Annotated in this window: 19 protein-coding genes; 12 read left to right on the top strand and 7 right to left on the bottom strand. The window is 68.0% G+C overall.

The features are described from left to right. Positions 1-733: biotin/lipoyl-containing protein (locus tag G5C66_RS11845; protein WP_338144154.1), on the bottom strand; the 733-nt coding region annotated here is incomplete at its 3' end. 229 nt (positions 734-962) lie between these two features. Beyond that, complete coding sequence (locus tag G5C66_RS11840) at positions 963-2,504, bottom strand: leucyl aminopeptidase (RefSeq protein WP_338144153.1); 1,542 nt, start codon at positions 2,502-2,504, stop codon at positions 963-965. A gap of 79 nt (positions 2,505-2,583) precedes the next feature. On the opposite strand from G5C66_RS11840, the gene gcvT reads away from it, so the two are divergent. The 8 genes from gcvT to G5C66_RS11800 are packed head-to-tail and all read left to right on the top strand — an operon-like array spanning position 2,584 to position 9,727. Next, positions 2,584-3,729, top strand: coding sequence for a glycine cleavage system aminomethyltransferase GcvT (gene gcvT, locus G5C66_RS11835; protein WP_165111154.1), 1,146 nt, complete (start codon positions 2,584-2,586; stop codon positions 3,727-3,729). Beyond that, positions 3,726-3,983 (top strand): hypothetical protein, encoded by a 258-nt coding sequence (locus tag G5C66_RS11830; protein ID WP_165111153.1) that lies wholly within the window; start codon positions 3,726-3,728, stop codon positions 3,981-3,983. The genes gcvT and G5C66_RS11830 overlap by 4 nt, the downstream gene beginning before the upstream one ends. A 27-nt stretch (positions 3,984-4,010) precedes the next feature. After that, on the top strand, positions 4,011-4,841 hold the full coding sequence (locus G5C66_RS11825) for a PhzF family phenazine biosynthesis protein (RefSeq protein WP_338144152.1): 831 nt from the start codon (positions 4,011-4,013) through the stop codon (positions 4,839-4,841). A gap of 20 nt (positions 4,842-4,861) precedes the next feature. Then, positions 4,862-5,656, top strand: a complete 795-nt coding sequence (locus tag G5C66_RS11820; RefSeq protein WP_165111151.1) for a thymidylate synthase — start codon at positions 4,862-4,864, stop codon at positions 5,654-5,656. A 34-nt stretch (positions 5,657-5,690) separates the two neighbouring features. After that, complete coding sequence (locus G5C66_RS11815) at positions 5,691-6,149, top strand: dihydrofolate reductase (protein WP_165111150.1); 459 nt, start codon at positions 5,691-5,693, stop codon at positions 6,147-6,149. 38 nt (positions 6,150-6,187) lie between these two features. Next, positions 6,188-7,126: an LLM class F420-dependent oxidoreductase gene (locus G5C66_RS11810; protein ID WP_165111149.1), complete on the top strand. Its 939-nt coding sequence runs from the start codon at positions 6,188-6,190 to the stop codon at positions 7,124-7,126. Between the two features lie 16 nt (positions 7,127-7,142). After that, entirely contained in the window at positions 7,143-8,030 is an 888-nt protein-coding gene (gene dapA, locus G5C66_RS11805) for a 4-hydroxy-tetrahydrodipicolinate synthase (protein ID WP_165111148.1), read from the top strand. A gap of 11 nt (positions 8,031-8,041) precedes the next feature. Then, on the top strand, positions 8,042-9,727 hold the full coding sequence (locus G5C66_RS11800; protein ID WP_165111147.1) for a ribonuclease J: 1,686 nt from the start codon (positions 8,042-8,044) through the stop codon (positions 9,725-9,727). A gap of 98 nt (positions 9,728-9,825) precedes the next feature. On the opposite strand, the gene G5C66_RS11795 is transcribed toward G5C66_RS11800, so the two are convergent. Then, entirely contained in the window at positions 9,826-10,506 is a 681-nt protein-coding gene (locus G5C66_RS11795; RefSeq protein WP_165111146.1) for a lysoplasmalogenase, read from the bottom strand. A 77-nt stretch (positions 10,507-10,583) separates the two neighbouring features. Between G5C66_RS11795 and G5C66_RS11790 the strand changes: the two genes are divergently transcribed. Both G5C66_RS11790 and G5C66_RS26800 read left to right on the top strand, forming a co-directional pair. After that, on the top strand, positions 10,584-13,235 hold the full coding sequence (locus G5C66_RS11790; protein ID WP_206443970.1) for an FtsK/SpoIIIE family DNA translocase: 2,652 nt from the start codon (positions 10,584-10,586) through the stop codon (positions 13,233-13,235). Continuing rightward, complete coding sequence (locus tag G5C66_RS26800) at positions 13,232-15,187, top strand: helix-turn-helix domain-containing protein (protein ID WP_165111145.1); 1,956 nt, start codon at positions 13,232-13,234, stop codon at positions 15,185-15,187. Before G5C66_RS11790 ends, G5C66_RS26800 begins: the two co-directional genes overlap by 4 nt. A 13-nt stretch (positions 15,188-15,200) precedes the next feature. Here G5C66_RS26800 and G5C66_RS11780 read toward each other — a convergent pair whose 3' ends face one another. The 3 genes from G5C66_RS11780 to G5C66_RS11770 are packed head-to-tail and all read right to left on the bottom strand — an operon-like array spanning position 15,201 to position 18,403. Then, positions 15,201-16,067, bottom strand: coding sequence for a carbohydrate ABC transporter permease (locus G5C66_RS11780; RefSeq protein WP_165111144.1), 867 nt, complete (start codon positions 16,065-16,067; stop codon positions 15,201-15,203). Continuing rightward, positions 16,064-16,969: a carbohydrate ABC transporter permease gene (locus tag G5C66_RS11775; protein WP_165111143.1), complete on the bottom strand. Its 906-nt coding sequence runs from the start codon at positions 16,967-16,969 to the stop codon at positions 16,064-16,066. Before G5C66_RS11775 ends, G5C66_RS11780 begins: the two co-directional genes overlap by 4 nt. Before the next feature lie 6 nt (positions 16,970-16,975). Continuing rightward, a complete protein-coding gene (locus G5C66_RS11770) occupies positions 16,976-18,403 on the bottom strand; it encodes an ABC transporter substrate-binding protein (RefSeq protein WP_165111142.1) in 1,428 nt (475 codons plus the stop codon). A 148-nt stretch (positions 18,404-18,551) separates the two neighbouring features. Here G5C66_RS11770 and G5C66_RS11765 point away from each other — a divergent pair, with 148 nt between their 5' ends. Then, positions 18,552-19,913, top strand: coding sequence for a glycoside hydrolase family 16 protein (locus G5C66_RS11765; RefSeq protein ID WP_165111141.1), 1,362 nt, complete (start codon positions 18,552-18,554; stop codon positions 19,911-19,913). Between the two features lie 23 nt (positions 19,914-19,936). Continuing rightward, positions 19,937-20,950 (top strand): LacI family DNA-binding transcriptional regulator, encoded by a 1,014-nt coding sequence (locus tag G5C66_RS11760; RefSeq protein WP_165111140.1) that lies wholly within the window; start codon positions 19,937-19,939, stop codon positions 20,948-20,950. Between the two features lie 70 nt (positions 20,951-21,020). Here G5C66_RS11760 and G5C66_RS11755 read toward each other — a convergent pair whose 3' ends face one another. Continuing rightward, positions 21,021-24,194 (bottom strand): NACHT domain-containing protein, encoded by a 3,174-nt coding sequence (locus G5C66_RS11755; protein WP_420901739.1) that lies wholly within the window; start codon positions 24,192-24,194, stop codon positions 21,021-21,023. Between the last annotated feature and the right edge of the window lie 313 nt (positions 24,195-24,507).

Raw genomic sequence — 24,507 nt, 5'->3', positions numbered from 1 at the left:
GTTCCGGGGTCGGCTCCGGGGCGGCCTCGGGAGCCGGGGCGGCGGGAGCGGACTCGGCGGCCGGCGCGGCGCTGGCGTCACCGACGAGCGCCAGCACGGCGCCGACCTCGACGGTCTCGTCCTCGGCGACCTTGATCTCGAGCAGGGTGCCGGCCACCGGGGACGGGATCTCGGTGTCGACCTTGTCGGTGGAGACCTCGAGCAGGGCCTCGTCGACCTCGACGGTGTCGCCGACCTGCTTGAGCCAGCGGGTGACGGTGCCCTCGGTGACCGACTCGCCCAGCGCGGGAAGCTCGACCTCGGTGGCGTTGCCACCGGCGGCGGGCGCCGGCGCGGAAGGAGCAGCCGGAGCGGCGGCCGCGGCCGGCTCGGCCGGGGCCTCGGGCTCGGCCGGAGCAGCAGGAGCCTCGGGCTCGGCGGCCGGGGCGGGAGCCTCGGCCTCGGCGGGCTCGGCCGCGGGCGCCGCCGGCTCGGCGGGAGCGGCACCGGCCTCGTCGGCGGCACCGATGATGGCGAGCAGGCCACCGACCTCGACGGTGTCGTCCTCCGCAGCCTTGATCTCGAGCACGGTGCCCGCGACCGGGGAGGGGATCTCGGTGTCGACCTTGTCGGTGGAGACCTCCAGCAGAGCCTCGTCGACCGCAACGGTGTCGCCGACCTGCTTGAGCCAGCGGGTGACGGTGCCCTCGGTGACGGACTCGCCGAGTGCCGGGAGAGTTACTTCGGTGGCCATGGGTTCCTTCGTTCTACGTCTGTTCGTTGCTCTACTTGTATGTCCGGAAACGCGCGCCGTCACCACCGAGGCCGATGGCCCGGTGAGGAGACTCTGTGAAGAGAGTGGCGCATCGGTCTGGGCCGACACCTGCCCGACGCACTCATGATGCCGCCAGAAGGGCGGCCAAGGGCGTCGATCACGAAGCCCATCTTGTCACTACCCACGCAGCGCTGTGTCAACCGGACCACTACTGATCGGTAGCCATCTCGCGTACGAAGTCCACCAGTGTTGCCACCGCCGCACCCGTGCCTCCGGGCGTGAGATGGCCCGAGGCGCCCCCGCTGTTGAAGGAGGGCCCGGCGATGTCGAGATGGGCCCAGGGGAGGCCGCCGGTGAACTCGCGCAGGAACGCCGCGGCGTACAGGCCACCGCCCCAGCGGATCCAGTCGTGCTGGTTGAGGTCGGCCACCTTGGAGGAACGGATTCGCTCGTCCATCCATTCCGGGATGGGCATCGGCCACATCTGCTCGCCGGCGACCTCGGCGGCGGCGAGGATGCGCTCGACGACCTCCTCGGAGCCGAGCACGCCGCTCACCCTGTCGCCCAGCGCCACCACCATGTGGCCGGTGAGCGTGGCGACGTCGATGATCACGTCGGGGGAGACCTCGGTCGCCCGCACCAGCGCGTCGGCGAGGATCATCCGTCCCTCGGCGTCCATGTTGGAGACCTCGACGGTCGTGCCTCCGTAGTGGGTGACGACGTCGCCGGGGCGGTAGGAGGAGCCGGAGACCATGTTCTCCGCCATCGGCACGAACGCGGAGACCTTCACCGGGAGCCCGAGCCGGGCGATCGCGAAGGTCGCCTGGGCGACGGCGGCCGCACCGGCCATGTCCGACTTCATGTGGGACATCGAGCTGCCCGGCTTGATGGTGAGGCCGCCGGAGTCGAAGGTGATGCCCTTGCCGACCAGGGCGATGTGGCCGCGCGCGTCGTCGGGCGAGTAGGTCAGCTCGACCAGGCGCGGCTTGGCCTCCGAGCCCATGCCCACCGCGAGGATGCCGCCGCAGCCGAGCTCGGCGAGCTTCTTCTCGTCGTAGACGGTCGTCTCGACGCCGTCGATCAGGCCGGCCACGTGCTCGATGGCCTCGGCGAACGCCGGGGGAGTCAGGTCGGCGGGCGGCACGTTGACCCACTCACGGGTGCCGGCGATCGCCTGCGCCAGGATCTGCGCCTCCTCGAAGGCGGTGACCGCGTCCGTACGCCGCGCGATCCCGCTCAGGAACGCGACGTCGCTCGGCCCCTTGCTGTCCTCGCCCGACTTGGCTGTGCCCGACTTGTAGGCGGTATAGGTGTAGCCGCCGAGCAGGTACCCCTCTGTGACGGCCCGCACCAGCTCGGGGGTGTCGGCGGGGAGGGCCACCGCGACGGAGGTGGCGTTGGGCACTGAGCGAGCGGCGGCACCGGCGGCGCGGCGTACGGCATCGGCGGAGTAGGTGCCGTCCGCACCAGGCCCCGAAGTCGAGCAGGGCCCGAGGCCGACCAGCACCAGGAGCTGGGCGCCGATCTCTGGGCCGGCGGGCATGCGGGTGACCTCGCCGGTCTTGCCGCTGACGCCCAGGGTGGCGAGCATCCCGCGCCACCGGCGGCCGTAGGCGGCCTTGACGTCCTCCGCGCCGGCCGCGACCTCGACGTCCTTCGCGCCCTGCCCGATGCCGACGACGACCGCCTCGGCGCGGGTCTTGGCAGGAGATGCGGTACGCAGCGTGTAGGTGATGTCAGGCAGGGTCACGCCGTGCAGTCTAGGTGTGGCACGCCGGAGGAGGGGCCACGGACCGGGCTGTGTCCACCAGGTGCGATAGGTTCGCAGCATGGCTGATGAGACCTCCACGGGGGGCGGGTCGGAGCTGCTCCAGTCCCCTCTGCACGAAAAGCACCGGGAGCTGGGTGCGAAGTTCGGTGAGTTCGGCGGCTGGTCGATGCCGCTCGAATACACCGGCGTCGTCAAGGAGCACACCGCGGTTCGCGAGGCCGTCGGCGTCTTCGACGTCAGCCACCTGGGCAAGGTCATGATCAGCGGTCCGGGTGCGGCCGACTTCGTCAACGCGTCGTTCACCAACGACCTCCGCCGGATCAAGCCCGGCAAGGCGCAATACACGCTGTGCTGCGACGAGGAGACCGGCGGCATCGTCGACGACCTGATCGCCTACTACCGCGACGACGAGCACGTCCTGATCGTCCCCAACGCCGCCAACACCCCCGAGGTCGTGCGCCGGCTCGAGGCCGCGGCTCCCGAGGGCATCACCCTCACCGACCACCACCGCGACTACGCGGTCCTCGCCGTCCAGGGCCCGAAGTCCGACGAGCTGCTCGAGGCGGTCGGGCTGCCGGCGGGCCACGAATACATGTCCTTCGTGGAGGCCGCCGCCCCCGACGTGCTCGGCGACGAGATCGGCGTGGTCGTGTGCCGGTCGGGCTACTCCGGCGAGCGTGGCTATGAGCTGATCGTCGCCAACGAGGCTGCCGGAGCGCTCTGGGGCGCGCTGCTGTCCCGCGGTGAGGCGCTCGGCGTGCTGCCGTGCGGCCTCGGCGCGCGCGACACCCTGCGCACGGAGATGGGCTACCCGCTCCACGGCCAGGACATCACCCTCGACGTCACTCCCAACGAGGCCGGCCTCGGCTGGGCCGTCGGCTGGAAGAAGGACGCCTTCTGGGGCCGCGACAAGCTGGTCGCCGAGAAGGAGGCCGGCCCGAAGCGTGCCCTGCGCGGCATCGTCGCCGTCGGTCGCGGCATCCCGCGCCCGCACATGACCGCGTCGCTGACCGCCGACGTACCTGTCGGCGAGGTCACCTCCGGCACCTTCTCGCCGACGCTGAAGAAGGGCGTCGGGCTGGTGCTCGTCTCGACCACGGTCAACCCCGAGGCCGAGATCGGCATCGACGTACGCGGCCGGCGTGAGATCTTCCAGCTCACCAAGCCGCCCTTCGTCCCCTCCCACGTGCGGGAGGACGGATGAGCATTCCCGACGTGCCCTCCGTGTTCAAGCAGCCGACGGCGGCCGAGCGGCCGTGGTGGTGGCAGTTCGTCGACGCCGCGGGTGCCGAGGTGTCGGTCGACGAGGAGTTCGCCGGCCAGCGCTTCGCCAACCAGAGCGACGCCGAGTCGTGGGTGGGAGAGGTCTGGCAGGACCTTCTCGACGCGGGCGTGGCCGCGGTGGTGCTGTTCGAGCACGACCGCCAGGTCTACGGCCCGATGAAGCTGACCGCCTGAGTCCGCGCGACCGATATGGTCGGCGCCGTGAGTGCCTACGAGTTCCGCCAGGTCGACGTCTTCACCAACGAGCCGCTGCTGGGCAACCCGGTCGCCGTCGTGCACGGGGCCGACGGCCTCAGCGATGAACAGATGGCCGCCTTCGCGCGGTGGACCAACCTGTCCGAGACCACCTTCCTGCTGGCGCCCACGGATCCGGCGGCCGACTACCGGCTCCGGATCTTCACCGTCAGCGATGAGCTGCCGTTCGCCGGCCACCCGACCCTCGGGTCGGCCCACGCGTGGCTGGAGGCGGGCGGCACCCCCAAGGGCGAGCGCCTGGTGCAGGAGTGCGGCGTCGGGCTGGTCGAGCTGCGCCGCGACGAGCGGATCGCCTTCGCCGCGCCAGAGCTGATCCGGGGCGGCGAGGTCGACGAGGAGACCCTGGTCGCCATCGCCGCCGGCCTGCAGATCACCCGCGCGGACATCCTGGACGCGCGGTGGTGCGACAACGGGCCGGGCTGGGTCGGCGTGATGCTCGCCGACGCTGACGCCGTCCTGGCCGTCACCCCCGACCACGCGGTCCTGGGCGACCACAAGGTCGGTCTGGTCGGGCGCTACCCCGAAGGCGGCGAGTGCGCGGTCGAGGTCCGGGCGTTCTACCCGGCCGACGGCGTCGCCTTCGAGGACCCGGTGACGGGTTCGCTCAATGCCGCGCTGGGGCAGTGGCTGGCCGGGTCGCAGCTCCCCGATGCGTACGTCTCCTCGCAGGGGACCGTCATGAAGCGGAGGGGGCGGGTCCACGTCGAGCGGACGCAGGACCAGGTGTGGGTGGGCGGAGACACACTGACCACCATCCGTGGGACCGTCGAGCTCTGAGCGTGACCTAGGCTGGGGCCGTGCAGTCCTATCTCGATCTGTTGACCCGCATCCTCGACGAGGGCGTGGAGAAGTCCGACCGCACCGGGACGGGCACGATCAGCGTCTTCGGTCACCAGACCCGCTACGACCTGGCCGAGGGCTTCCCGCTGCTGACCACGAAGAAGGTCCACACCCGGTCCGTCTTCGGCGAGCTGCTGTGGTTCCTGCGCGGCGACACCAACGTGCGGTGGCTCCAGGAGCGCGGCATCACCATCTGGGACGAGTGGGCTGACGAGAACGGCGACCTGGGCCCCGTCTACGGCTACCAGTGGCGCTCCTGGCCCACGCCCGACGGCCGTCACGTCGACCAGATCGCCCGGATCATCGACCAGATCCGGACCGATCCCGACAGCCGCCGCCACGTGATCAGCGCTTGGAACCCGGCCGACATCGACGACATGGCGCTGCCGCCGTGCCACACGCTGTGCCAGTTCTACGTCGCCGACGGCAAGCTCAGCCTGCAGCTCTACCAGCGCTCCGCCGACGTGTTCCTCGGCGTGCCCTTCAACATCGCCTCCTACGCCCTGCTCACCCACATGGTCGCCCATGTGACCGGCCTCGAGCCGGGTGAGTTCGTGCACACCCTCGGCGACGCTCACCTCTACAGCAACCACATCGAGCAGGCCCGTCTCCAGCTCACCCGCGAGCCGCGGCCGCTCCCCAGGCTGCGCCTCAACCCGGACGTCAAGGACATCGACGCCTTCGAGCTCGACGACATCACGGTGGAGGGCTACGACCCGCACCCCGCGATCAAGGCTCCCGTTGCCGTCTGAGGCCAGTCCTGGGGCCGGCTCGGGGCGTGTGGTGATGGTCGCCGCCGTCGCCGACAACGGCGTGATCGGCAACGGCCCCGACATCCCCTGGAAGATCCCCGGCGAGCAGGCCGAGTTCAAGGCGATCACGATGGGCCACACGCTCGTCATGGGCCGCACCACCTTCGAGTCCATCGGCCGCCCGCTCCCGGGCCGCACGACGGTCGTCCTGACTCGCGACAAGACCTGGGCGTACGACGGAGTCCTGGTCGCCCACGACATCGAGTCCGCCCTCGCCCTGGCCGCTGCGGAGCAGGGCGACACGGTCGTCGCCGGGGGAGCGCAGGTCTACGCCGCCGCCATGCCGTACGCCACCGAGCAGGTCATCACCTACGTCCACCTGACCCCGGAGGGCGACGTCCTCTATCCGCCCTTCGACGAGGCGGAGTGGGTCGAGACGAAGCGGGAGCCGCATGAGGCGTACGACCGGGTGTTCCTCGTCCGTGCTCCCTGACGCGCGAGTAGGTATCTGGTCCCTCTAAGGTAAACGGCATGGAGCTGCGCATCTTCACCGAGCCCCAGCAGGGGGCGTCCTACGCCGATATCCTCGCCGTCGCCCAGAAGGTCGAGGCGCTCGGGTTCGGAGCGTTCTTCCGCTCCGACCACTACCTGAAGATGGGATCGGTCGACGGCCTGCCCGGGCCGAGCGACGCCTGGACGACGCTCGCCGGCCTGGCCCGCGACACCAGCACGATCCGGCTCGGCACGCTGGTCACCTCGGCGACCTTCCGGCTCCCGGGCGTCCTGGCCATCCAGGCCGCCAACGTCGACGACATGTCCGACGGCCGGGTCGAGCTCGGGCTGGGCGCAGGCTGGTTCGAGGAGGAGCACGCGGCGTACGGGATCCCGTTCCCCGCCCTGGGGGAGCGGTTCGACCGGCTCGAGGAGCAGCTCGAGATCATCACCGGACTGTGGGCGACCGAGCCGGGGGAGACGTTCAGCTTCGAGGGGAAGCACTACACGATCACGGAGAGCCCGGGCCTGCCCAAGCCGGTGCAGACCCGCGGCCACGCCGGCTCGATCCCGGTGATCGTGGGCGGCGGTGGCAAGAAGCGTACGCCGACGCTGGCCGCGACCTTCGCCGACGAGTTCAACGCCGCGTTCGTCTCCGTCGAGGAGTCGCAGGCGCTGTTCGAGAACGTCGGCCGCTTCGTCGAGGCCGCCGGCCGCGACGACTCGATGATCTACTCAGCGGCCCAGGTTCTCTGTGTCGGCAAGGACGAGGACGACATCGCCCGCCGTGCGGCGGCGATCGGCCGCGAGCCGGCCGAGCTGCGCGAGAACGGCCTGGCCGGCACCCCGGACGAGGTGGTCGCCAAGATCAAGCGTCTCGAGGACGCGGGGGCCAGCCGGATCTACCTCCAGGTGCTCGATCTGAGCGACCTCGACCATCTCGCCCTCGTAGCCGACGAGGTCATGCCGCGCGTCTGACGATAGTCTGTACGCCATGACTGATGCTCCCTTCGGCACCGTGCTCTCAGCACTCGTCACGATCTTCAACGACGACGGCTCGGTCGATCTGGAGCAGACCCAGAAAGTCGCCAAGCACCTGGTCGAGCACGGCCACGACGGCATCGTCGTCTCCGGCACGACCGGCGAGTCGCCGACCACCACCCCGGCCGAGGACGGTGAGATCCTGGCGGCGGTCAAGGACGCCGTCGGCGACCGCGCCAAGGTCGTGGCCGGCATCGGCACCAACGACACCCGCACCACCGTCGAGCTCGCCAAGCAGGCCGCGTCGGTCGGCGCCGACGGCCTGCTGCTGGTGACGCCCTACTACAACAAGCCCGGCGAGCGCGGCATCCGCGAGCACTTCCGCACCGTCGCCGCCGCCACCGACACCCCCGTCATCCTCTACGACGTCCCCGGCCGCACCGGCTCGCCGATCACCCTCGACACCTACCGCGAGGCGATCACCTGGGACACCGTCGTCGCGGTCAAGGAGGCCGCCGGCGACTTCCCGCGCGGCACCCGGCTGCTCGACATGGGCTACTCGATCTACTCCGGTGACGACGCCCTCACCCTCGCCTGGCTGGCGCACGGCGCCGTCGGCGTAATCAGCGTCGCCGCCCACGTGCTCGGCGACCAGACGCGGACGATGATCGACGCCTTCGCGGCGAGCGACATCGAGACCGCCCGCAAGACCTATGCGCGGATGCTCCCCGCGATCGACGCCATCATGGGCGTCCCCAACTACGGAGCCACCACTGCCAAGGCCGCTCTCGAGCTGACCGGCGTGATCGACAACCGCAACGTACGAGGGCCGCTGGTGGCGCTCGACGACGACGAGGTCGAGGCGCTGCGAGCCGGGCTGGAGGCCTCTGGCCTTCTCTAGAAGGAATGCCTTTGTCTCACCCACACCCGGAGCTGACCGAACCCGGCAAGCTCCCCAAGGGCGGCCTGCGGGTCACCCCTCTCGGCGGTCTCGGCGAGGTCGGCCGCAACATGACAGTCTTCGAGTACGACGGCCGGCTGCTGATCGTCGACTGCGGCGTGCTCTTCCCCGAGGAGCAGCAGCCCGGCGTCGACCTGATCCTGCCCGACTTCGGGCCGATCCGAGACCGGCTCGGCGACATCGAGGCGCTGGTCCTGACCCACGGTCACGAGGACCACATCGGTGCGACGCCCTACCTGCTCCGCGAGCGTCAGGACATCCCGCTGGTCGGCTCCGAGCTGACCCTGGCCCTGCTCGGCTCCAAGCTGCGCGAGCACCGCCTGCGGGAGACCGTCCAGCACAAGGTACGTGAGGGCGACACGATCACGTTCGGGCCGTTCGAGCTCGAGTTCGTCGCCGTGAACCACTCCATCCCCGACGCGCTCGCGGTCGCGATCCGCACCGGCGCCGGGCTGGCGCTCCACACCGGCGACTTCAAGATGGACCAGCTGCCGCTGGACGGCCGGATCACCGACCTGCGCGCGTTCGCGCGGCTCGGGGAGGAGGGCGTGGACCTGTTCCTCACCGACTCCACCAACGCCGAGGTCCCCGGATTCACGACCGCCGAGAAGAAGATCGCTCCCGCGATCGAGCAGGTCTTCCGCGAGTCCGACCAGCGCATCATCGTCGCCTGCTTCGCCTCCCACGTGCACCGCGTCCAGCAGGTGCTGGACAGCGCCGTCGCGCACGGCCGCAAGGTGGCGTACGTCGGTCGTTCGATGGTCCGCAACATGCAGATCGCCGCCGACCTGGGCTACCTGCACGTGCCCGAGGACGTCATCGTCGACGCCAAGGAGCTCGCCGAGCTGCCGCCGGAGAAGGTCGTGATGGTCTCGACCGGCTCGCAGGGCGAGCCGATGTCGGCGCTGTCCCGGATCGCCAACGGCACCCACAACTTCGTGCACATCGAGCCGGGCGACACCGTGCTCCTCGCGAGCAGCCTGATCCCGGGCAACGAGAACTCCGTCTATCGGGTGATCAACGGCCTCGCCCGCCTCGGCGCCAACGTCGTCCACAAGGGCAACGCGCTGGTGCACGTCTCCGGCCACGCCAGCGCCGGCGAGCTGCTCTACTGCTACAATATCGTCCGCCCGCGCAACGTGATGCCGGTCCACGGCGAGGTGCGCCACCTGCTCGCCAACGGCGACCTGGCCCGGCAGACCGGCGTCGAGAGCGTCGTCTATGCCGAGGACGGCGTCGTCGTCGACCTCATCGACGGCAAGGCCGAGATCGCCGGCAAGGTCGAGTGCGGCTACGTCTTCGTCGACGGCACCACCGTCGGCGACGTCACCGAGTCCGAGCTCAAGGACCGCCGCATCCTCTCCGAGGAGGGCTTCGTCTCGATCATCGTCGTGGTCGACTCCGTCAACGGGGTCGTCTCGAGCGGACCCGAGATCCACGCCCGCGGCCACGTCTGGCCCGACAACGCCTTCGACCCGATCAAGCAGCCGATCGTCAAGGCGGTCAACCGCGCCATCTCCGAGGGCGCGACCGACACCTACCAGCTGCAGCAGGCCATCCGGCGTACGTTCGGGCGCTGGGTCTCCAGCACCCACCGCCGCCGTCCGATGATCATTCCCGTGGTCATCGAGGCCTGAGCCTGGTCCGGCGAGCGAAGCTCGCAGGACCAACGCGAAGGGATCGAGCGAGCGCAGCGGGTGAGCTTGCGAACCCGCGAAGCGGGTCGAGATCCACGCTATGAAGCAACAAGCTGTAGTAGCACGCCAGCCGTGATCAGCGCCTGGCCGACGTGATAGGTCACCATGATCGCCACGTTGGTCAGACGCGGCGGCTGGTTGCCGTGCTCGGCGAGGTTGAGCCCTATCAGGGTGTCGCTGACCACGAAGATCAGCGCACCGGCGGCGATCCACACGCTCCCGGTGAGCCAGCCGAGCACGAGCATGGCGGCGATGACCAGCGAGTACGCCGCCAGGGCGACCGCGACCGGCGTGCCGCCCATCTGGCGGGCACCGTGGAGCACCCGACCCATCGGGATCGCCAGCGCGATCGCCGCCGCGAAGCCGACCCACGACCACGTGGGGGCGTCCAGGCCGAGGGTGAGGAAGGTCACGGCGTACGCCAGGTGGCCGACGAAGAACAGCCCCACGCCGCCGAGGAAACGCCGGGTCGAGGCGCCGATCATGGAGATGTCGCCGAGCATCCCGAAGAAGAGCGCGACGAGCAGCCACCAGGCCGCCGCCTCCCCGTCGCCGTCGAGCCCCACCAGCCCCACCAGCACCGTTAGCCCCATCAGTCCCACCATCACCAGCGGCTTCGTCGCGTAGTGGAGCCGTCGCCAACCGAACCACACGCAGGCCCAGTCGGTGACGGCATCGATGGCGGTGAGGAGGGCGACCAGGACTGTCAGGCTCTGCATGGCGGCAAACTACACCGCTGCAACACACCCCCATGGGGGTCCCGGAGCCCGGGTGCCTGGTCGAATACCCTGCTTGTATGGCGACCCGTACGTCTTCCCCGCCGGGTTCGCGGAGCTCGACCACCACCAAGAGCACCCGTCCCCGGAGTACGACCACGACAAAGCGAGCAACGGCCACGAGCCGGGCCCGCTCCAAGGCGACGCCGGCCACCCGCCGTCCTGCCGCCAAGAAGAAGACGACGAACCGTACGCCACCCCGTGCCGTACGCAACGGGCCCAGCCCGATCGCGATCCTCTTCGACGCCATCTTCTCGACCATCGCGAGCCTGTGGCTGGCGATCGCCGGGGGAGTGGCCGCGATCTTCCGCGTCGGCGGCCAGGCTGCCAGCGACCTCGAGCCGGAGCACCGGCGCGACGGCGCCGGCCTGTTCCTGATCGGCCTCTCCGTCCTCGTCGCCGCCGGTGTGTGGTTTCAGCTGGGCGGGCAGTTCTTCGACGTCGTCCGCATCGCGGTGGCCGGCGTCGTCGGCAAGGTCGGCTGGCTGGTGCCGGTCGGTCTCGTCTTCGCCGGCGCCCGGCTGATGCGCGACCCGGTCAACGCCGCTCCGGTGGGGCGGCTCGCGATCGGCTGGTCCGCGTTCCTGATGGCCACGCTCGGCATCATCCAGATCGCCAACGGCAACCCGCAGCCCACCTCGGGCGACAGCAGCGAGCTGCAGTGGGCCGGGGGCGCGATCGGCTACGTCGTGGCCAGCCTCCTGCTCGACGTCCTGCGCTCGACGGCCGTGGTCGTCGTGCTCCTGTCTCTTCTCGTCGTCTTCGGGATCCTGGTCATCACCGGGACGCCGCTCTACCAGGTGCCGAGGCGGCTCGTGGAGCTGCGCGACCGCGCGCTCGGCCTGACCCCGCCCGAGGAGCTGGGCGAGAGCGGCACCAACATCCGCCGGGTCCGCCGCGGCGGCAAGCTCTTCGCCGACGACGACACCTTCGACCCGGAGGGTTTCGAACCCTACGAGACCCCGCTGCTCGAGGACGAGAAGCCCAAGAAGAAGCGCAAGAAGGACGGGCTCGACATCGCGCTCGCCCTCGACGAGGACTCCGACGCCGACACCCAGCCCGACGAGGCCGTCCCCAGCGACGCTGCCGGACTCATGCCGGCCGTCTCCGAGACGGGCCCGAAGCCGGGCGCGAAGCGCGACCTCGAGCCGCCGCCCCACGCCGAGCTGCCGCAGCGCGTCGAGCAGCTGATGCTGGCCGGCGACGTCGCCTACACCCTTCCCGCCAGCGACCTGCTCAAGCCGGGCTCGCCGCACAAGGCGCGCTCGAAGGCCTCCGACGACATCGTCAACCGGCTCCAGGCGGTGCTGGAGGAGTTCAACATCGACGCCGCGGTCACCGGCTACACCCGGGGACCGACGGTCACCCGCTACGTCGTCGAGCTCGGCGCCGGCGTGAAGGTCGAGAAGATCACCGGGATCCAGAAGAACATCGCCTACGCGGTGGCCTCCGCCGATGTACGCATCCTCTCGCCGATCCCCGGCAAGTCCGCCGTCGGCGTCGAGATCCCCAACTCCGACAAGGAGATCGTCACCCTGGGTGACGTGCTCCGCTCCAACGCGGCGCGCGGCGACCACCACCCGATGATCACCGGTGTCGGCAAGGACGTCGAGGGCGGCTTCGTGGTCGCCAACCTCGCCAAGATGCCCCACCTGCTGGTCGCAGGTGCGACCGGCTCGGGTAAGTCGTCCTTCATCAACTCGATGATCACCTCCGTGCTGATGCGGGCCACGCCCGACGAGGTGCGGATGATCATGGTCGACCCCAAGCGGGTCGAGCTCAACGCCTACGAGGGCGTGCCGCACCTCATCACGCCGATCATCACCAACCCGAAGAAGGCCGCCGAGGCGCTGGCCTGGGTCGTACGCGAGATGGACATGCGCTACGACGACCTGGCCAACTTCGGCTTCCGTCACGTCGACGACTTCAACAAGGCCGTCCGCGCCGGGAAGGTGCAGGTCCCGCCCGACTCCGAGCGGGTGCTGTCGCCCTACCCCTACCTGCTGGTCATCGTCGACGAGCTCGCCGACCTGATGATGGTCGCCCCGCGCGACGTCGAGGACGCGGTCGTACGCATCACCCAGCTCGCGCGTGCCGCCGGCATCCACCTGGTGCTGGCCACGCAGCGACCGTCGGTCGACGTCGTCACCGGTCTGATCAAGGCCAACGTGCCCTCGCGGCTCGCCTTCGCGACCTCGTCGCTGGCCGACTCCCGCGTCATCCTCGATCAGCCGGGTGCGGAGAAGCTGGTCGGTCAGGGTGACGGGCTGTTCCTGCCGATGGGCTCCTCCAAGCCGATCCGTGTGCAGGGCTCCTGGGTCTCCGAGTCGGAGATCAACGCGGTCGTGAAGTCCGTCAAGGGCCAGCTCGAGCCGGTCTACCGCGACGACGTGACCGCGCCGGCGGAGTCCAAGCGGGTGCTGGACGACGACATCGGCGACGACATGGACCTGGTGATCCAGGCGATCGAGCTGATCGTCTCGACCCAGTTCGGCTCGACCTCGATGCTGCAGCGCAAGCTCCGCGTCGGGTTCGCCAAGGCCGGCCGCCTCATGGACATCCTCGAGTCGCGCGGCGTGGTCGGTCCCTCCGAGGGCTCCAAGGCACGCGACGTACTCGTCAAGCCGGACGAGATCGACGGCGTCATCGCAACGATCCAGGGGGAGATGTGAGCGAGAATTCACCGGCGGTCGAGACCGTCGACCCTGCCGAGACCACCGATCCCGTCGACACCGTCGACACCACCGACGCCGTCGAGGCGCCGGACGTCGACGTCATCGAGGTACGCCGCAACGGCCGGCTCGCGCTCGTGGTGGCCCTCGCGTCGCTGCTGGTCGGTCTCGCCTTCGTGCTGCGCGGCGGCATCGAGGGTTACCTGGTCGGCCTGATCCTGCTCGCCGTCGCTGCGGTGCAGGGCTGGACCGCCTGGGACTCCCGGATGCCGCTGCTGCTCGTCGACGAGCAGGGCGTACGACTCCGCTTCGGCCAGACCTGGCAGGGCATCCCGTGGTCGAAGATCGAGTCCGTCGAGCACACCCCGCGCCCGGACGGGATCGAGCGGTTCTGGAAGGACGGCCGGATCGGTGTGCTCCTCCACGACGAGGACGAGGTGCTCGAGGAGCTCTCGCCGACCGCCCGGCGCCAGGCGATGCTGACCGAGCGCCTCTACGGCCTGCCGTTCTCGTTGCCGCTGGGCCTCTCGACGCGTGTCCTCGGCGCCGGTGACGACGTCACCGAAGCCATCGCGATCGTCGCCGCCGACGGTGTCGAGGTCGTCGAGATCGACCCCGGTCTCGCGGCGGATCCGGAGTCGGACACCGACGAGAACACCGCCGAGGAGGCCGGTGACCGGATCGACGAGGACGTCGACGGCATCGTCGGCGAGACCCCGGTCGACGACGGCGACACCGCCGTCCGCCCGCCCCTGTCCGGGGGCGCCGGGGACACCAACCCCCGGATGCTCCGCGTCTTGGACGAGCCTGATATCAATGCCGCGGACGTGGCGGACGAGGCGAAGCGGGACCAGGTGGATCGGGACACTACGAAGGACGAGACGACGCCGAAGGCCGACCCCGATGCCGAGGTGAAGGCCGAGGCGAAGGCGGAGCCGGTCGCGCCGCTGCGCGAGCCTTCGACGGCGGTCCGGGTCGACGTACGCTACGTGCCCGAGGAGCCGCAGGAGACCATCGCGGTCCACGGTGCCAACGCGCTCCAGCTCGACCCGGCCGAGACGGACGCCGAGGCCGATGCCGCCGAGGTGGACGCGCAGACCCAGGTGTTCGCGATCGAGTCGGGCGAGGACTCCGAGCCCGACGAGGGTGTCAAGGCGCTCTCCTCGACGAACCCCAGTCTCCGCATCGACGGTGTCGACGACGTCGACGACGTGGCCACCGAGGTCGTCCCGACGAAGGTCCCCGAGATCGGTGCCGAGATCTCGGCGGCCCGCCGTCGGCTCGCCCTGGACGTCGAGGGTCTGGCCGAGTGGACCCGGATCCGTCCGCACGTCATCGAGGCGATCGAGGTCGACGACTTCGGCCCCTGTGGCGGTGACTTCTACGCCCGCGGCCACCTCCGTACGCTGGCCCGCGTCCTCGGTATCGAGGTCGCCCCGCTGCTGCGCACCTACGACGAGAAGTACGCCTCCGGCCCGGTCAGCCCGCGCGCCGTCTTCGAGGCCGAGCTCGCCCACAGCGCCGCGGTCCGTCCGGTCCGGCGGATGCGTGGCGGTCCGTCGTGGTCGGTGCTGGTTGCCGCGGTGATGGCGGTGATCCTGGTCTGGTCGGTCGCCCGCCTGGTCATCGACGGCACCCAGCACCAGCCCGAGGCCGGTGCGATCCAGCTCGACGGCTCCGCCGGCACCGACAGCCCCTACGGCAAGGCCTCGCCCGTCCCGGTGACGATCTCCGCCGCCGGCGGCGGCGCCCACGTCGTCGTCCGCGACTCGCGCGGCAAGGTGGTCTTCAGCGGCGACCTCGCCTTCGGCGAGTCCAAGCAGCTCCAGGTCACCCCGCCGCTGCGCGTCCAGACCTCCGACGGCTCGCTCAAGGTCGCGGTCGGCGACGGCAAGGCCAAGGCTCTCGGCAAGACCGGCGAGGCTGCGCAGCGCACCTACACCGCGGGCTAGGTCGGTCTACCGTCTACCCCTTGTCGGCTCCTGCGGCCAGGCCCTCGGTGAGGGCTCGCTCGGCCACGGCGTAGAGCAGGATGATCGGCAGGGTGAGGAGCACCGAGCCGGCCATGAGCACGGTTCGGGCGACCTCCTGCCCGTCGGAGAGACGAGTCAGGCCCAGGGACACCGTCCACAGCTCGGGTTTCGCCGAGAGGAAGAGAAGCGCGAAGAGGAACTCGTTCCAGGCGATCATGAACGAGTAGAGGGCGGTCGACATGATGGTCGGCAGCGCGAGCGGGATCGTGATGCGGAGCATCGTCTGGATCCGGCCGGCGCCGTCGAGCACCGCGGCCTCGTCGATCGACTCCGGGATCTGGGCGAGGTGGTTGCGCAGCATGTGCACGCTGACCGGCACCGTGAGAGCGATGTACGCGATGACCAGCCCGATCAGGCTGGAGCCGAGCCCCAGCACCTGGAAGCCGACGAAGACCGGCACCGCGATGATGATCGTCGGGAACAGGTAGACCGCCAGGAACAGCGCACCGATCTGGCGGCGCCCGGCGAAGCGCAACCGGGTCAGGGCGTACGCGGCCGGCACGCAGAGCAGGGTGGTGAGAGCCGCCGCGGCGAGGGCGACCAGGGCTGAGTTGCGCATGAACCGGCCGAACCCCCATCCGCCGTCCTCCTCCGAGGCGAGCACCTGGCGGTAGGTCTCGGTGGTGATCCGGTCGAGCGCCGGGACGACCCGCAACGGGTCGCGGAGCAGGTCCTCGATGCGTACGAAGCTCAACGAGACCATGTAGGCGAACGGCAGCACCGTCGCCGCCACCAGCGCCACGATGACCACGACCCGGAGCACACGCAGGACCCGTGTCTGGACGGCTGCGGCGCTCATCGGGCCACCTCCCTGAAGCGGCCGGTCAGGCGCAGGTAGACCACCAGCGCCAGGCCCAGGAAGACGGCCATCACCGCGGCGGTCGCGCTGGCGCCGCCGATGTCGGACGAGCCGGTCAGCTGCTCGTAGACGCGGATCGAGGCGACCTGGGTGTCGGCGGCCCCACCGGTGAGCAGGAAGATGTCGTCGAACTCGTTGAACGCCATCACCATCCGGAACAGCGCCAGCAGTGCGATCGTGGGCATCAGCTGTGGCAGCACCACATGCCAGAACTTCTGCAGCGGGGTGGCGCCGTCGACCACCGCGGCCTCCTCCAGCTCGCGGCTCAGCCCGGTCAGCGCAGCGCCGAGGAAGATGAACGCGAACGGGAAGTAGCGCCAGATGTCGTAGGCGATCACGGTGAGCAGCGCGGTCGGCGCGGTCGACAGGAACGGCACCGGCCGCTCCCAGCCGAGGATCTCCGTCCCGAACGCGTTGACGACGCCGTACTGCGGGTTCAGCGCGACCTGCCACACGAACGTGGTGGCGACGACCGGTGCGACGTACGGCAGCAGCATCACCGCCCGCAGCGGAGCGCGGAACCGGAAGGCGTCACGGAAGGCGAGCGCCGCGACGAGACCGACGACGATGGAGCCGAGGGTGGTGCCCACCGAGTACTCCACCGTGGTCAACATCGCCTCCCAGAAGCCGTCATCGGTGAGCACGGAGGTGAAGTTGTCCAGCGTGAGCTCGTTGAGCAGCCCGTTGCGGGCGACGTCGATGTAGCGGGCGTCCTGGAACGACAGCACCACCGTCCACAGGATCGGTAGCACGATCACCGCGCCGACGACCACGGTCACCGGGGTGATCAGTGCGATCCCGTCGCGTGCATCCGTCCGGAGCGAGACCCGGGGCGATGCCATGTCGGGCTACTCGCGCTCGGCGATGTCGGTGACTGCCTCCTGCATCTGCTGCTGTGCCTCGGCCGCGTCCGTGGTCCCGGCGCCGACGTCTGCGGCGACCTTGGCCAGCGGGAGCTCACTGGTCAGCGGTCCGAGGATCGCCCCCTGCCCCTGCGGGATGGCCCACCGGTCGCCGCCGTCGGGTGCGGTGCTGAGCGTCTCCAGCACCTCGGGAGACCACGCCTCGGAGAACGCCTTCTGGGTGTCGACCCCGATCTTCAGGCCCTCCCAGGCGTCGGTGTACTCCGTCGATCCCGACTCCGGACCGGTCCGCACGGGCACCTTGCCCACCGGTGCCATCGAGAGCCAGTCGACGTACGCGTCCGACATCATGTACTCCACGAAGTCGGCCGTCTCCTCGTCGGCACCGTCCATGAGGCCCCAGGAGACCAGCTCGACGTAGCCCGCCGCGTCGCCTTCGGCGGACGGACCCTCGACGATCGGTGTCACCGCGGTGTTCTCGGACAGGTACGCCGGGTCCTTGGCGCACTCGGCGCAGCTGGGCGTGAACTCCTCGACCAGGCCGGCCATCTCGTCGAGCAGGAAGGCCGACCAGACCACCATCGCCGCCTGCCCGCTGAGGTAGGTCGCGCGGGTCGACTCCACGCTCTGGGTGCCGTCGGGGGAGAGGTCACCGGCCAGGTCTGCGTAGAGATCGACGGTCTCGGCGCACTCGGGGCTGTCGAGGGTGGCCTGACCGTCCTCGTCGACGAGCTGGCAGCCGTTGCCGAGCGCCAGGAACTCGAGGGTCTGCTGGGTGAAGGGGTCGGCGGCGTCGGTGGCGAGGGTGATGCCGTGCTGCTTGCTGGTGGTGAGCCTCTCGGCCGCCGTGCGCAGGGCGTCGTACGTCGTCGGAGGCTCCAGGCCAGCCTTCTCGAACAGATCCGTGCGGTAGTAGACCATCATCGGCCAGGCGTCGGAGGGCACCGCGACGTACTCGTCGCCCTCCTTCGACAGCTCGAGCGCGGGCTCGGAGAAGGTGTCCTCACCGAGGCTCTCGACCACGGCCGTCGCTGCCTCGCGGTCGAGCAGCTCGTCACGGTCGAAGGCGCGTACGAGGCCGGGAGAGATGGCGTTGACCGCGTCGGGAAGCTCGCCGGAGAGAGCAGCTGCGGAGACCTGCTGGCTGATCTGGTCCTCCTCGACCGGCACCAGCTTCACCTTCACCCCCGAGTTCTTCGACCACGCGTCCATCGCCGTCTGCTGGACCTGCAGCCGCTCTGGTTGGGTCTCGACGGTCCAGACGGTGATCGTCCCGTCGGCCTCGCCCGAGCCGCCCCCTCCGCAGGCGGCCAGCGAGGCCGCGATCAGGGCCGCGGCGAGCGGGACCAGGGCCAGTCGGCTGGGTCGGATTCGTCGGACAGGTGTCGTACGCGGCATGGCACGTCTCCTCATCGTCGAAGCTCCTCGTCGGCGCGTTCGCGGCTAGTTAAAGAATGACGGCTTTTGTGATCTGCCTCACATGAATTTGGGAAGATCGTTCGAGAGAGCGCTCTCACGAGTCGAAGAACTCGTCGCTCGTTCCTCGGAAAGCGAGTCATTCATGAGAAGTTTCAGAGCATGGGCAGCCGCTGCCATCGCCGCGGGCGTGGTCGCAGTGGCTCTGCCGTTGGCGACATTCAGCGAGGCGTCGGAGCCGGGCACCCCGGCCGGCTGGACCAAGGTGTGGAGCGACGACTTCACCGGTGCGGCCGGGTCGCGGATCAACACGAGCAACTGGATCTACGACATCGGTCACTCCTACCCCGGCGGTGCCGCCAACTGGGGCACCGGGGAGATCGCGTACCACACCGACAGCACCCAGAACGTCTACCAGGACGGCTCCGGCAACCTGGTGATCAAGCCGATCCGCGACGGCGCCGGCAACTGGACCTCGGGGCGCATCGAGACCGTCAGGACCGACTTCCAGCCGCCGGCGGGCGGGGTGCTCCGCGTGGAGAGCCGCATCCAGATGCCGAACGTCACCGGCGCCGCGGCGCAGGGCATCTGGCCGGCCTTCTGGATGCTCGGCGCGCCGTTCCGGGGCAACTACTGGAACTGGCCGGGCGTCGGCGAGATCGACATCATGGAGAACATCAACGGCGCCAACCAGGTCTGGGGCACGCTGCACTGCGGCACCTCGCCCGGCGGCCCGTGCAACGAGACCACCGGCCTCGGTGGAACCCTGCAGGGCTGCCCCGGCTCGACCTGCCAGTCGTCGTTCCACACCTACGCGATGGAGTGGGACCGCAGCACCAGCCCGCAGCAGATCCGGTTCTACGTCGACGGCGTGAACTACCACACCGTCCGCTCGGACCAGGTCGACGCGACCACCTGGAACAACGCGACCAACCACGGCTACTTCATCATCCTCAACGTCGCCATCGGTGGCGGCTGGCCGGGCAACCCGACCTCGGCGACCGCCTCCGGGGTGCCGATGCTGGTCGACTACGTCGCGGTCTACTCCAAGGGCGGTGGCACCACCGAGCCGACCGACCCGCCGGTCCCGGGCAACCGTGATGCCTACTCCACCATCCAGGCCGAGTCCTACAACGCCCAGAGCGGCACCCAGACCGAGGCGACCACCGACACCGGAGGCGGTCAGAACGTCGGCTACCTCAGCAACGGCGACTGGCTCCGCTACGACGGCGTGAACTTCGGCTCGACTGCAGCGCGTACGTTCTCCGCACGGGTCGCCTCGGGCGCGGCTGCCGGGGTCAGCGGCCTGGTCGAGGTGCGGCTCGACAACGTGAACAACGCGCCGATCGGCAGCTTCTCGGTGGCCAACACCGGAGGCTGGCAGAGCTGGCGTACGGTCCCGGGCAGCATCAGCGGGGTGACCGGCACGCACACGGTCTTCCTGAGATTCACCAGCGGTCAGCCGGCCGACTTCGTCAACGTCAACTGGTTCACGTTCTCCCGATGAGCCGGAGGCGATAGGTTCCACTCATGAACGAGACCCCGGCCGGCCGACCGACGCTGGAGACGGTGGCGCGGGCGGCCGGGGCCTCGAGGGCGACGGTCTCCCGCGTCGTCAACGGTTCCACCACCGTGCGCCCCGACGTCGCCGAGAGCATCCGGCGGGCCATCGCCGAGCTCGGCTACGTGCCGAACCCGGCGGCGCGGAGCCTGGTGACGCAGCGTACGGACTCGATCGCGTTGATCCTGCCCGAGTCCGCCACCCGGGTCTTCTCCGACGACGCCTTCTTCCCGGGCGTCATCCGGGGCGTCGGGGAGGCGCTGGAGAAGGCCGACAAGCAGCTCGTCCTGCTGCTCGCGTCGACGAAGTCGAGCCACGACCGGATCCTGCGCTACGTGCACGGGCGGACCGTCGACGGCGTCGTGCTCGCCTCGATGCACGGCGCCGACACCCTGCCCGAGGAGCTGCGGGCGGCGGGGGTGCCGGTCGTCACCAGCGGTCGGCCGTTGGGCGAGGCCACCGTCCCCTACATCGACGTCGAGCACGCCAGCGGGGTCGAGGCGGCGATGCGCCATCTCGTCGGCCTGGGCCGGCGCCGGATCGCGACCATCGCCGGGCCGCAGGACATGGTGGCCGGCCGCGAGCGGCTCGCGGGCTACCTCAACGGCCTGGAAGCGCTGGGAGCCGCACCGCTGGTCGAGGAGGGCGACTTCATGCGCCAGTCCGGCATGGACGCCATGGAGCGGCTGCTGGCCCGCGATCCCGACATCGACGGCGTCTTCGCGGCCTCCGACCTGATGGCCGACGGCGCCCTGCGTACGCTGCGCCGGCTCGGTCGCCGGGTGCCCGACGACGTGGCGGTGATCGGGTTCGACGACGTCGACGCGGCCCGGTTCACGGACCCGCCGCTGACCACGGTGCACCAGCCGATCCACGAGATCGGCACCCGCCTCGCCGAGCAGATCCTCCGTCTGGTGGAGGGCGAGGAGGTCGAGGCCTCCGTCGTGCTCCCGACCCGGCTGGTGATCCGCGAGTCCGCCTGAGCCGGTCCTCCGTGCGTACTCAATCGAGCGCCCATCTGCGCCGAACCGAAAACTGAAGCGGTAAGCCGCGTCACCAGTAGTCGGTTGTTACGCTCGGGTTGAGTTTATCAAGCCCCAAGTAGGTGCCACCCTTTCTTAGGCGAAGAGTCAGGGTCATTTCACTAAGGGGTGATAGGTCGAAGGGGCCGCTATCAAGCGATACAATATTGAGCGTTGAGATCTTGCGAAGTGGACTCAAGTCTGCGTCCGAAATATCGTGCAAATCGATATAGGACAAAGGTAGCTCTGCTATCTCGTCGAAGCGCGGTGCCTGGAATCCTCCTAGGGATAAGCCAGATACTCGGGGAAAACGCAATGAATTGATCGAAGGATCACCCCCTTCGTTCGGGAACATCAGCCCGAGGTACTCGAGTTCGGGCAGTTCTCCGAGCATTGATAATGCGTTGTCGTTATAGTTGCTGAGATGGAGTGACTTCAATTTGGGAAGTCGGACAATGCGATCAATGGCTGACTCGCCTGGGTGCCGAACATGGAGATGTTCCAAGTTTGGAGTATAGTCCAGAAAACTCAGATCCATCTCGCCGCGCAATTGCTGAAGCATCAGCGTCTCAAGGTTGGGAAGCTCTCCAAGTTCCTTGAGGCCGCGGAAGTTCATTGCCGCCGCGGAAAGTCGTTGCAGTTCGGTATGCTCTGCGATGGCCGAGAGGTCAATAGTGTCGGGCACGAGTCCGTATAACATCAAGTCAGTGAGATGTGGCGTTCCGGCCAGAACATCAAGGTCCTCAACTTTTCCTGATGTCGTTAGCATCACCCGAAGTTGAGTCAGTTTCCGCAGCAATGATACGAACGGTAGATGGACCCTCGATGAAACTGTAAGCTCGCCATCCATTAAAGGCGCTTCTGCGAGGATTTCGTGCGCGTACCGCTCGGGTTCAAAATGTCTCCACCCATCACCAATCTGAGACTGCACGGGTAGCCGTGGGTCGCTTGCGTACCTGGACAGAAGTGGAATCGCATCTGAGCTTCCGACTAACGTGGCGACGCGGACGGTCGCGGCCGCGACTGCTTCAGATAGTTGATCCAGGTTGTCCAGGAGGTATCTGAGGACACGGCTTCCGATCGACGCGAGCGACCTGGCCTCGCGCCGCCCTTTCGGCGGCACCAAATGTTTTCTTATATCGCTTTCCACTCTGTCATAGATGGTGCGATCGATGTCGCCGATCGTCTCTAGGCAAGCCGCAGCGAGGAGGCGAAGATGGCGGCCATGGCGTGACTCCTGATCCGCGCGATCTAGTATGCCCGAGATTAGCGACCCAGCCTGGGTGGCGTTGGCATGCCCACATCCCATCACGATAGTCTCCCACCATCCGTCTAAATGGGCATGCGAAACCAGCGTGTCGACGTGGTCGTGGGCAACTGCCTCGTCTGCTGCCAAGTACTCCTGGAATGTCCGATGTACAAAATCGACCCTGTCGGGTACGGGAGAGCGTAGAACTCCGCTCCGCTCTAGAAGGTGTGTGAGTATCTCGTTGTTCTCGTCGCCAACATCTGGCATCGACAGAATTTTGCGCTCGACATGTGAACTGGCCTCGAGATACGATAGTTCAATTTTGTTTCCTAGGGTTAGTCGCCAGGCAAGGTCGCGAAGGATGATCTGCTTGTGACGTGCGTCGAGCGGGGTTGTTATGCCCCTTTCGGAATCGCGCAGGTGAAGGAGCATTCGCAACGCGGCGGCGTATAGATCCATCCGACTTCGCGGAAGTTCGACCCGGTGGGCAAGGTTGAGGGCGCACAACATCGCGCACAGTAGCGGGCTTTCCGCCAATTCACGCAGATGTGGCTGTTCAAGGCGGCTCATCAACCTTCGCTGGGTGGCGGCGATGTCGTCGATATTCGGGGAGCTGGCGGCTGCGGCATGCCAGCGCGTAACAAACTCGGTAATTTCCAGGTTCCCCATAGGATTGAGTAAGAAAGAAGCGAACTCCTCGTCTGCAAGCCAGCGATGATCCGCGGCGGCAGTTCGAGACGTAACCACGACTCGTGACTTTGGAAAGGTTCTTACCAGTTCGCGCAGCCACTTCTTTACGCCGCGTCGCCGGCTAGCCGGAACCTCGTCTACGCCGTCAACTAGTACGAGAGCGGTACCTGCACTTAGGCGACGGTGTGCCCAGCCCTCCGGCATAGTCGCGGAGATCGATGGGGCGACATGCTGGACGAATTCCTCGGGTCTAGGCAGGTCGCTACCGTTGAATGTGCGCAGCCTGATCGGCAGCGGCACCAATCCGTTCCAGTCTCCTAGAGTGCCGCTAAAGTCATGGCGGGCAGCTCGCACCGCGAGCCAATTGAGCAGGGTTGTCTTTCCGGATCCCGCGTCACCCCTAATAAGAGTTCGATTCGATTGTCCAATGACTGACTCCACGGAGAGGTCGTCGATGAATCCTGGTTCCTCGATGTGACCGAGGCGGTTCGGAGTACTAAGTCTATTTCTCCGTGATCGGCTGAGTCGTTCCTCACCCGTGCAGTTCAAGGTGAGGTACGCGACTGATAGCGCGAGGTGGGGTTGGCTTACGGCGGGCAAGCCTAGTAGCTCTAGACGATCCAGTTCACGCGCGATATATCGCATATACTCGACACAGAACTCGTCATCGAATGTCGAACCACGAGGCGCCAACAGACTAGTCGCTGGGGTTCGCGCGAGAACTTCGGTCAACTGGTCGGAGAGATTACTGGTTCGTCCAAGGATTTCTGCGAGAGCGTGATTGGCAAAGGGCTGGAGTTGAAGAACCACTTGGATCAAGTACCGGCAGGACTGGTCCAACGCGGTTTCGTAGAGTTGACAGGCGCCAGCGGACAGCGCAGCTTTGTCTGCTTGATCGGGTACTGTGGCGCGAACCTGCTTCGCAAGCGTATCGGGGTCGGCGTCGGCCGCGAAGATCATTGCGTCTGTGATCTCAACAGCGTTGATGGCGTCTGTCACTGCGAGAAGGGCTGCCTCCGTCTCGTGCGGGGGTAGGGCCGAAAATCTCTGTTCGAGTGTCTGACTCAGTTGGTCCGCTACGTTGGTGCCGACTTGGTTAACAAAGTTCGAAAACTTGTGCCTCTGAAGTGGTCCTTTGAGTTCGTGTGCGGCGATTTCGAGAAGGGTTGCGCCGCGTAGGAACTCTTTGTTTCGATGTTGGATCCATACCGTCATGCCGCGTGTCGCTATAGCGGCCCCCAACTTCAGCGCGAGACTCTCCAACATTTCCTTCGGACCCTTCGTCGGTTGTTCTTCCATGGTAAGGGACTGCTGCGGTAATGGGGGCCTATCGTTTAATGACAGGGAGGGACGCACAAGAGATCATAAGATGTATCCCTGATTTGGGGCATGGAATCTCTAGAGTCGGGTTGGGGTGACATATCCACTACGGCCAGGGTCAACGCATACCTGAAGCATCGCTAGTCTATGAGGTTGGTATGGCATGGGTGCTGCGATGTTTCCGAGGTCCCTTAGCACCGGCCGAGGTCGCGGCCCAGACCGGAGAGTCACAGCATGGTTGGCGCAAGCGCGCCCGGTA

Origin of the sequence: Nocardioides turkmenicus (assembly GCF_011045035.1) — a bacterium.
GTDB lineage: Bacteria > Actinomycetota > Actinomycetes > Propionibacteriales > Nocardioidaceae > Nocardioides > Nocardioides turkmenicus.
This window is presented reverse-complemented; position numbering and strand designations above follow the sequence as displayed.

What these genes read in the sequence shown, in the direction of transcription:
- G5C66_RS11775 (WP_165111143.1), bottom strand. Translation starts at nt 16,969, where the DNA reads ATGGCATCGCCCCGGGTCTCGCTCCGGACGGATGCACGCGACGGGATC.
- G5C66_RS11795 (WP_165111146.1), bottom strand. Translation starts at nt 10,506, where the DNA reads ATGCAGAGCCTGACAGTCCTGGTCGCCCTCCTCACCGCCATCGATGCC.
- G5C66_RS11810 (WP_165111149.1), top strand. Translation starts at nt 6,188, where the DNA reads ATGGAGCTGCGCATCTTCACCGAGCCCCAGCAGGGGGCGTCCTACGCC.
- dapA (WP_165111148.1), top strand. Translation starts at nt 7,143, where the DNA reads ATGACTGATGCTCCCTTCGGCACCGTGCTCTCAGCACTCGTCACGATC.
- G5C66_RS11765 (WP_165111141.1), top strand. Translation starts at nt 18,552, where the DNA reads ATGAGAAGTTTCAGAGCATGGGCAGCCGCTGCCATCGCCGCGGGCGTG.
- G5C66_RS11770 (WP_165111142.1), bottom strand. Translation starts at nt 18,403, where the DNA reads ATGAGGAGACGTGCCATGCCGCGTACGACACCTGTCCGACGAATCCGA.
- G5C66_RS11790 (WP_206443970.1), top strand. Translation starts at nt 10,584, where the DNA reads ATGGCGACCCGTACGTCTTCCCCGCCGGGTTCGCGGAGCTCGACCACC.
- G5C66_RS11780 (WP_165111144.1), bottom strand. Translation starts at nt 16,067, where the DNA reads ATGAGCGCCGCAGCCGTCCAGACACGGGTCCTGCGTGTGCTCCGGGTC.
- G5C66_RS11815 (WP_165111150.1), top strand. Translation starts at nt 5,691, where the DNA reads ATGGTCGCCGCCGTCGCCGACAACGGCGTGATCGGCAACGGCCCCGAC.
- G5C66_RS11755 (WP_420901739.1), bottom strand. Translation starts at nt 24,194, where the DNA reads ATGTTGGAGAGTCTCGCGCTGAAGTTGGGGGCCGCTATAGCGACACGC.
- G5C66_RS11760 (WP_165111140.1), top strand. Translation starts at nt 19,937, where the DNA reads ATGAACGAGACCCCGGCCGGCCGACCGACGCTGGAGACGGTGGCGCGG.
- gcvT (WP_165111154.1), top strand. Translation starts at nt 2,584, where the DNA reads ATGGCTGATGAGACCTCCACGGGGGGCGGGTCGGAGCTGCTCCAGTCC.
- G5C66_RS11830 (WP_165111153.1), top strand. Translation starts at nt 3,726, where the DNA reads ATGAGCATTCCCGACGTGCCCTCCGTGTTCAAGCAGCCGACGGCGGCC.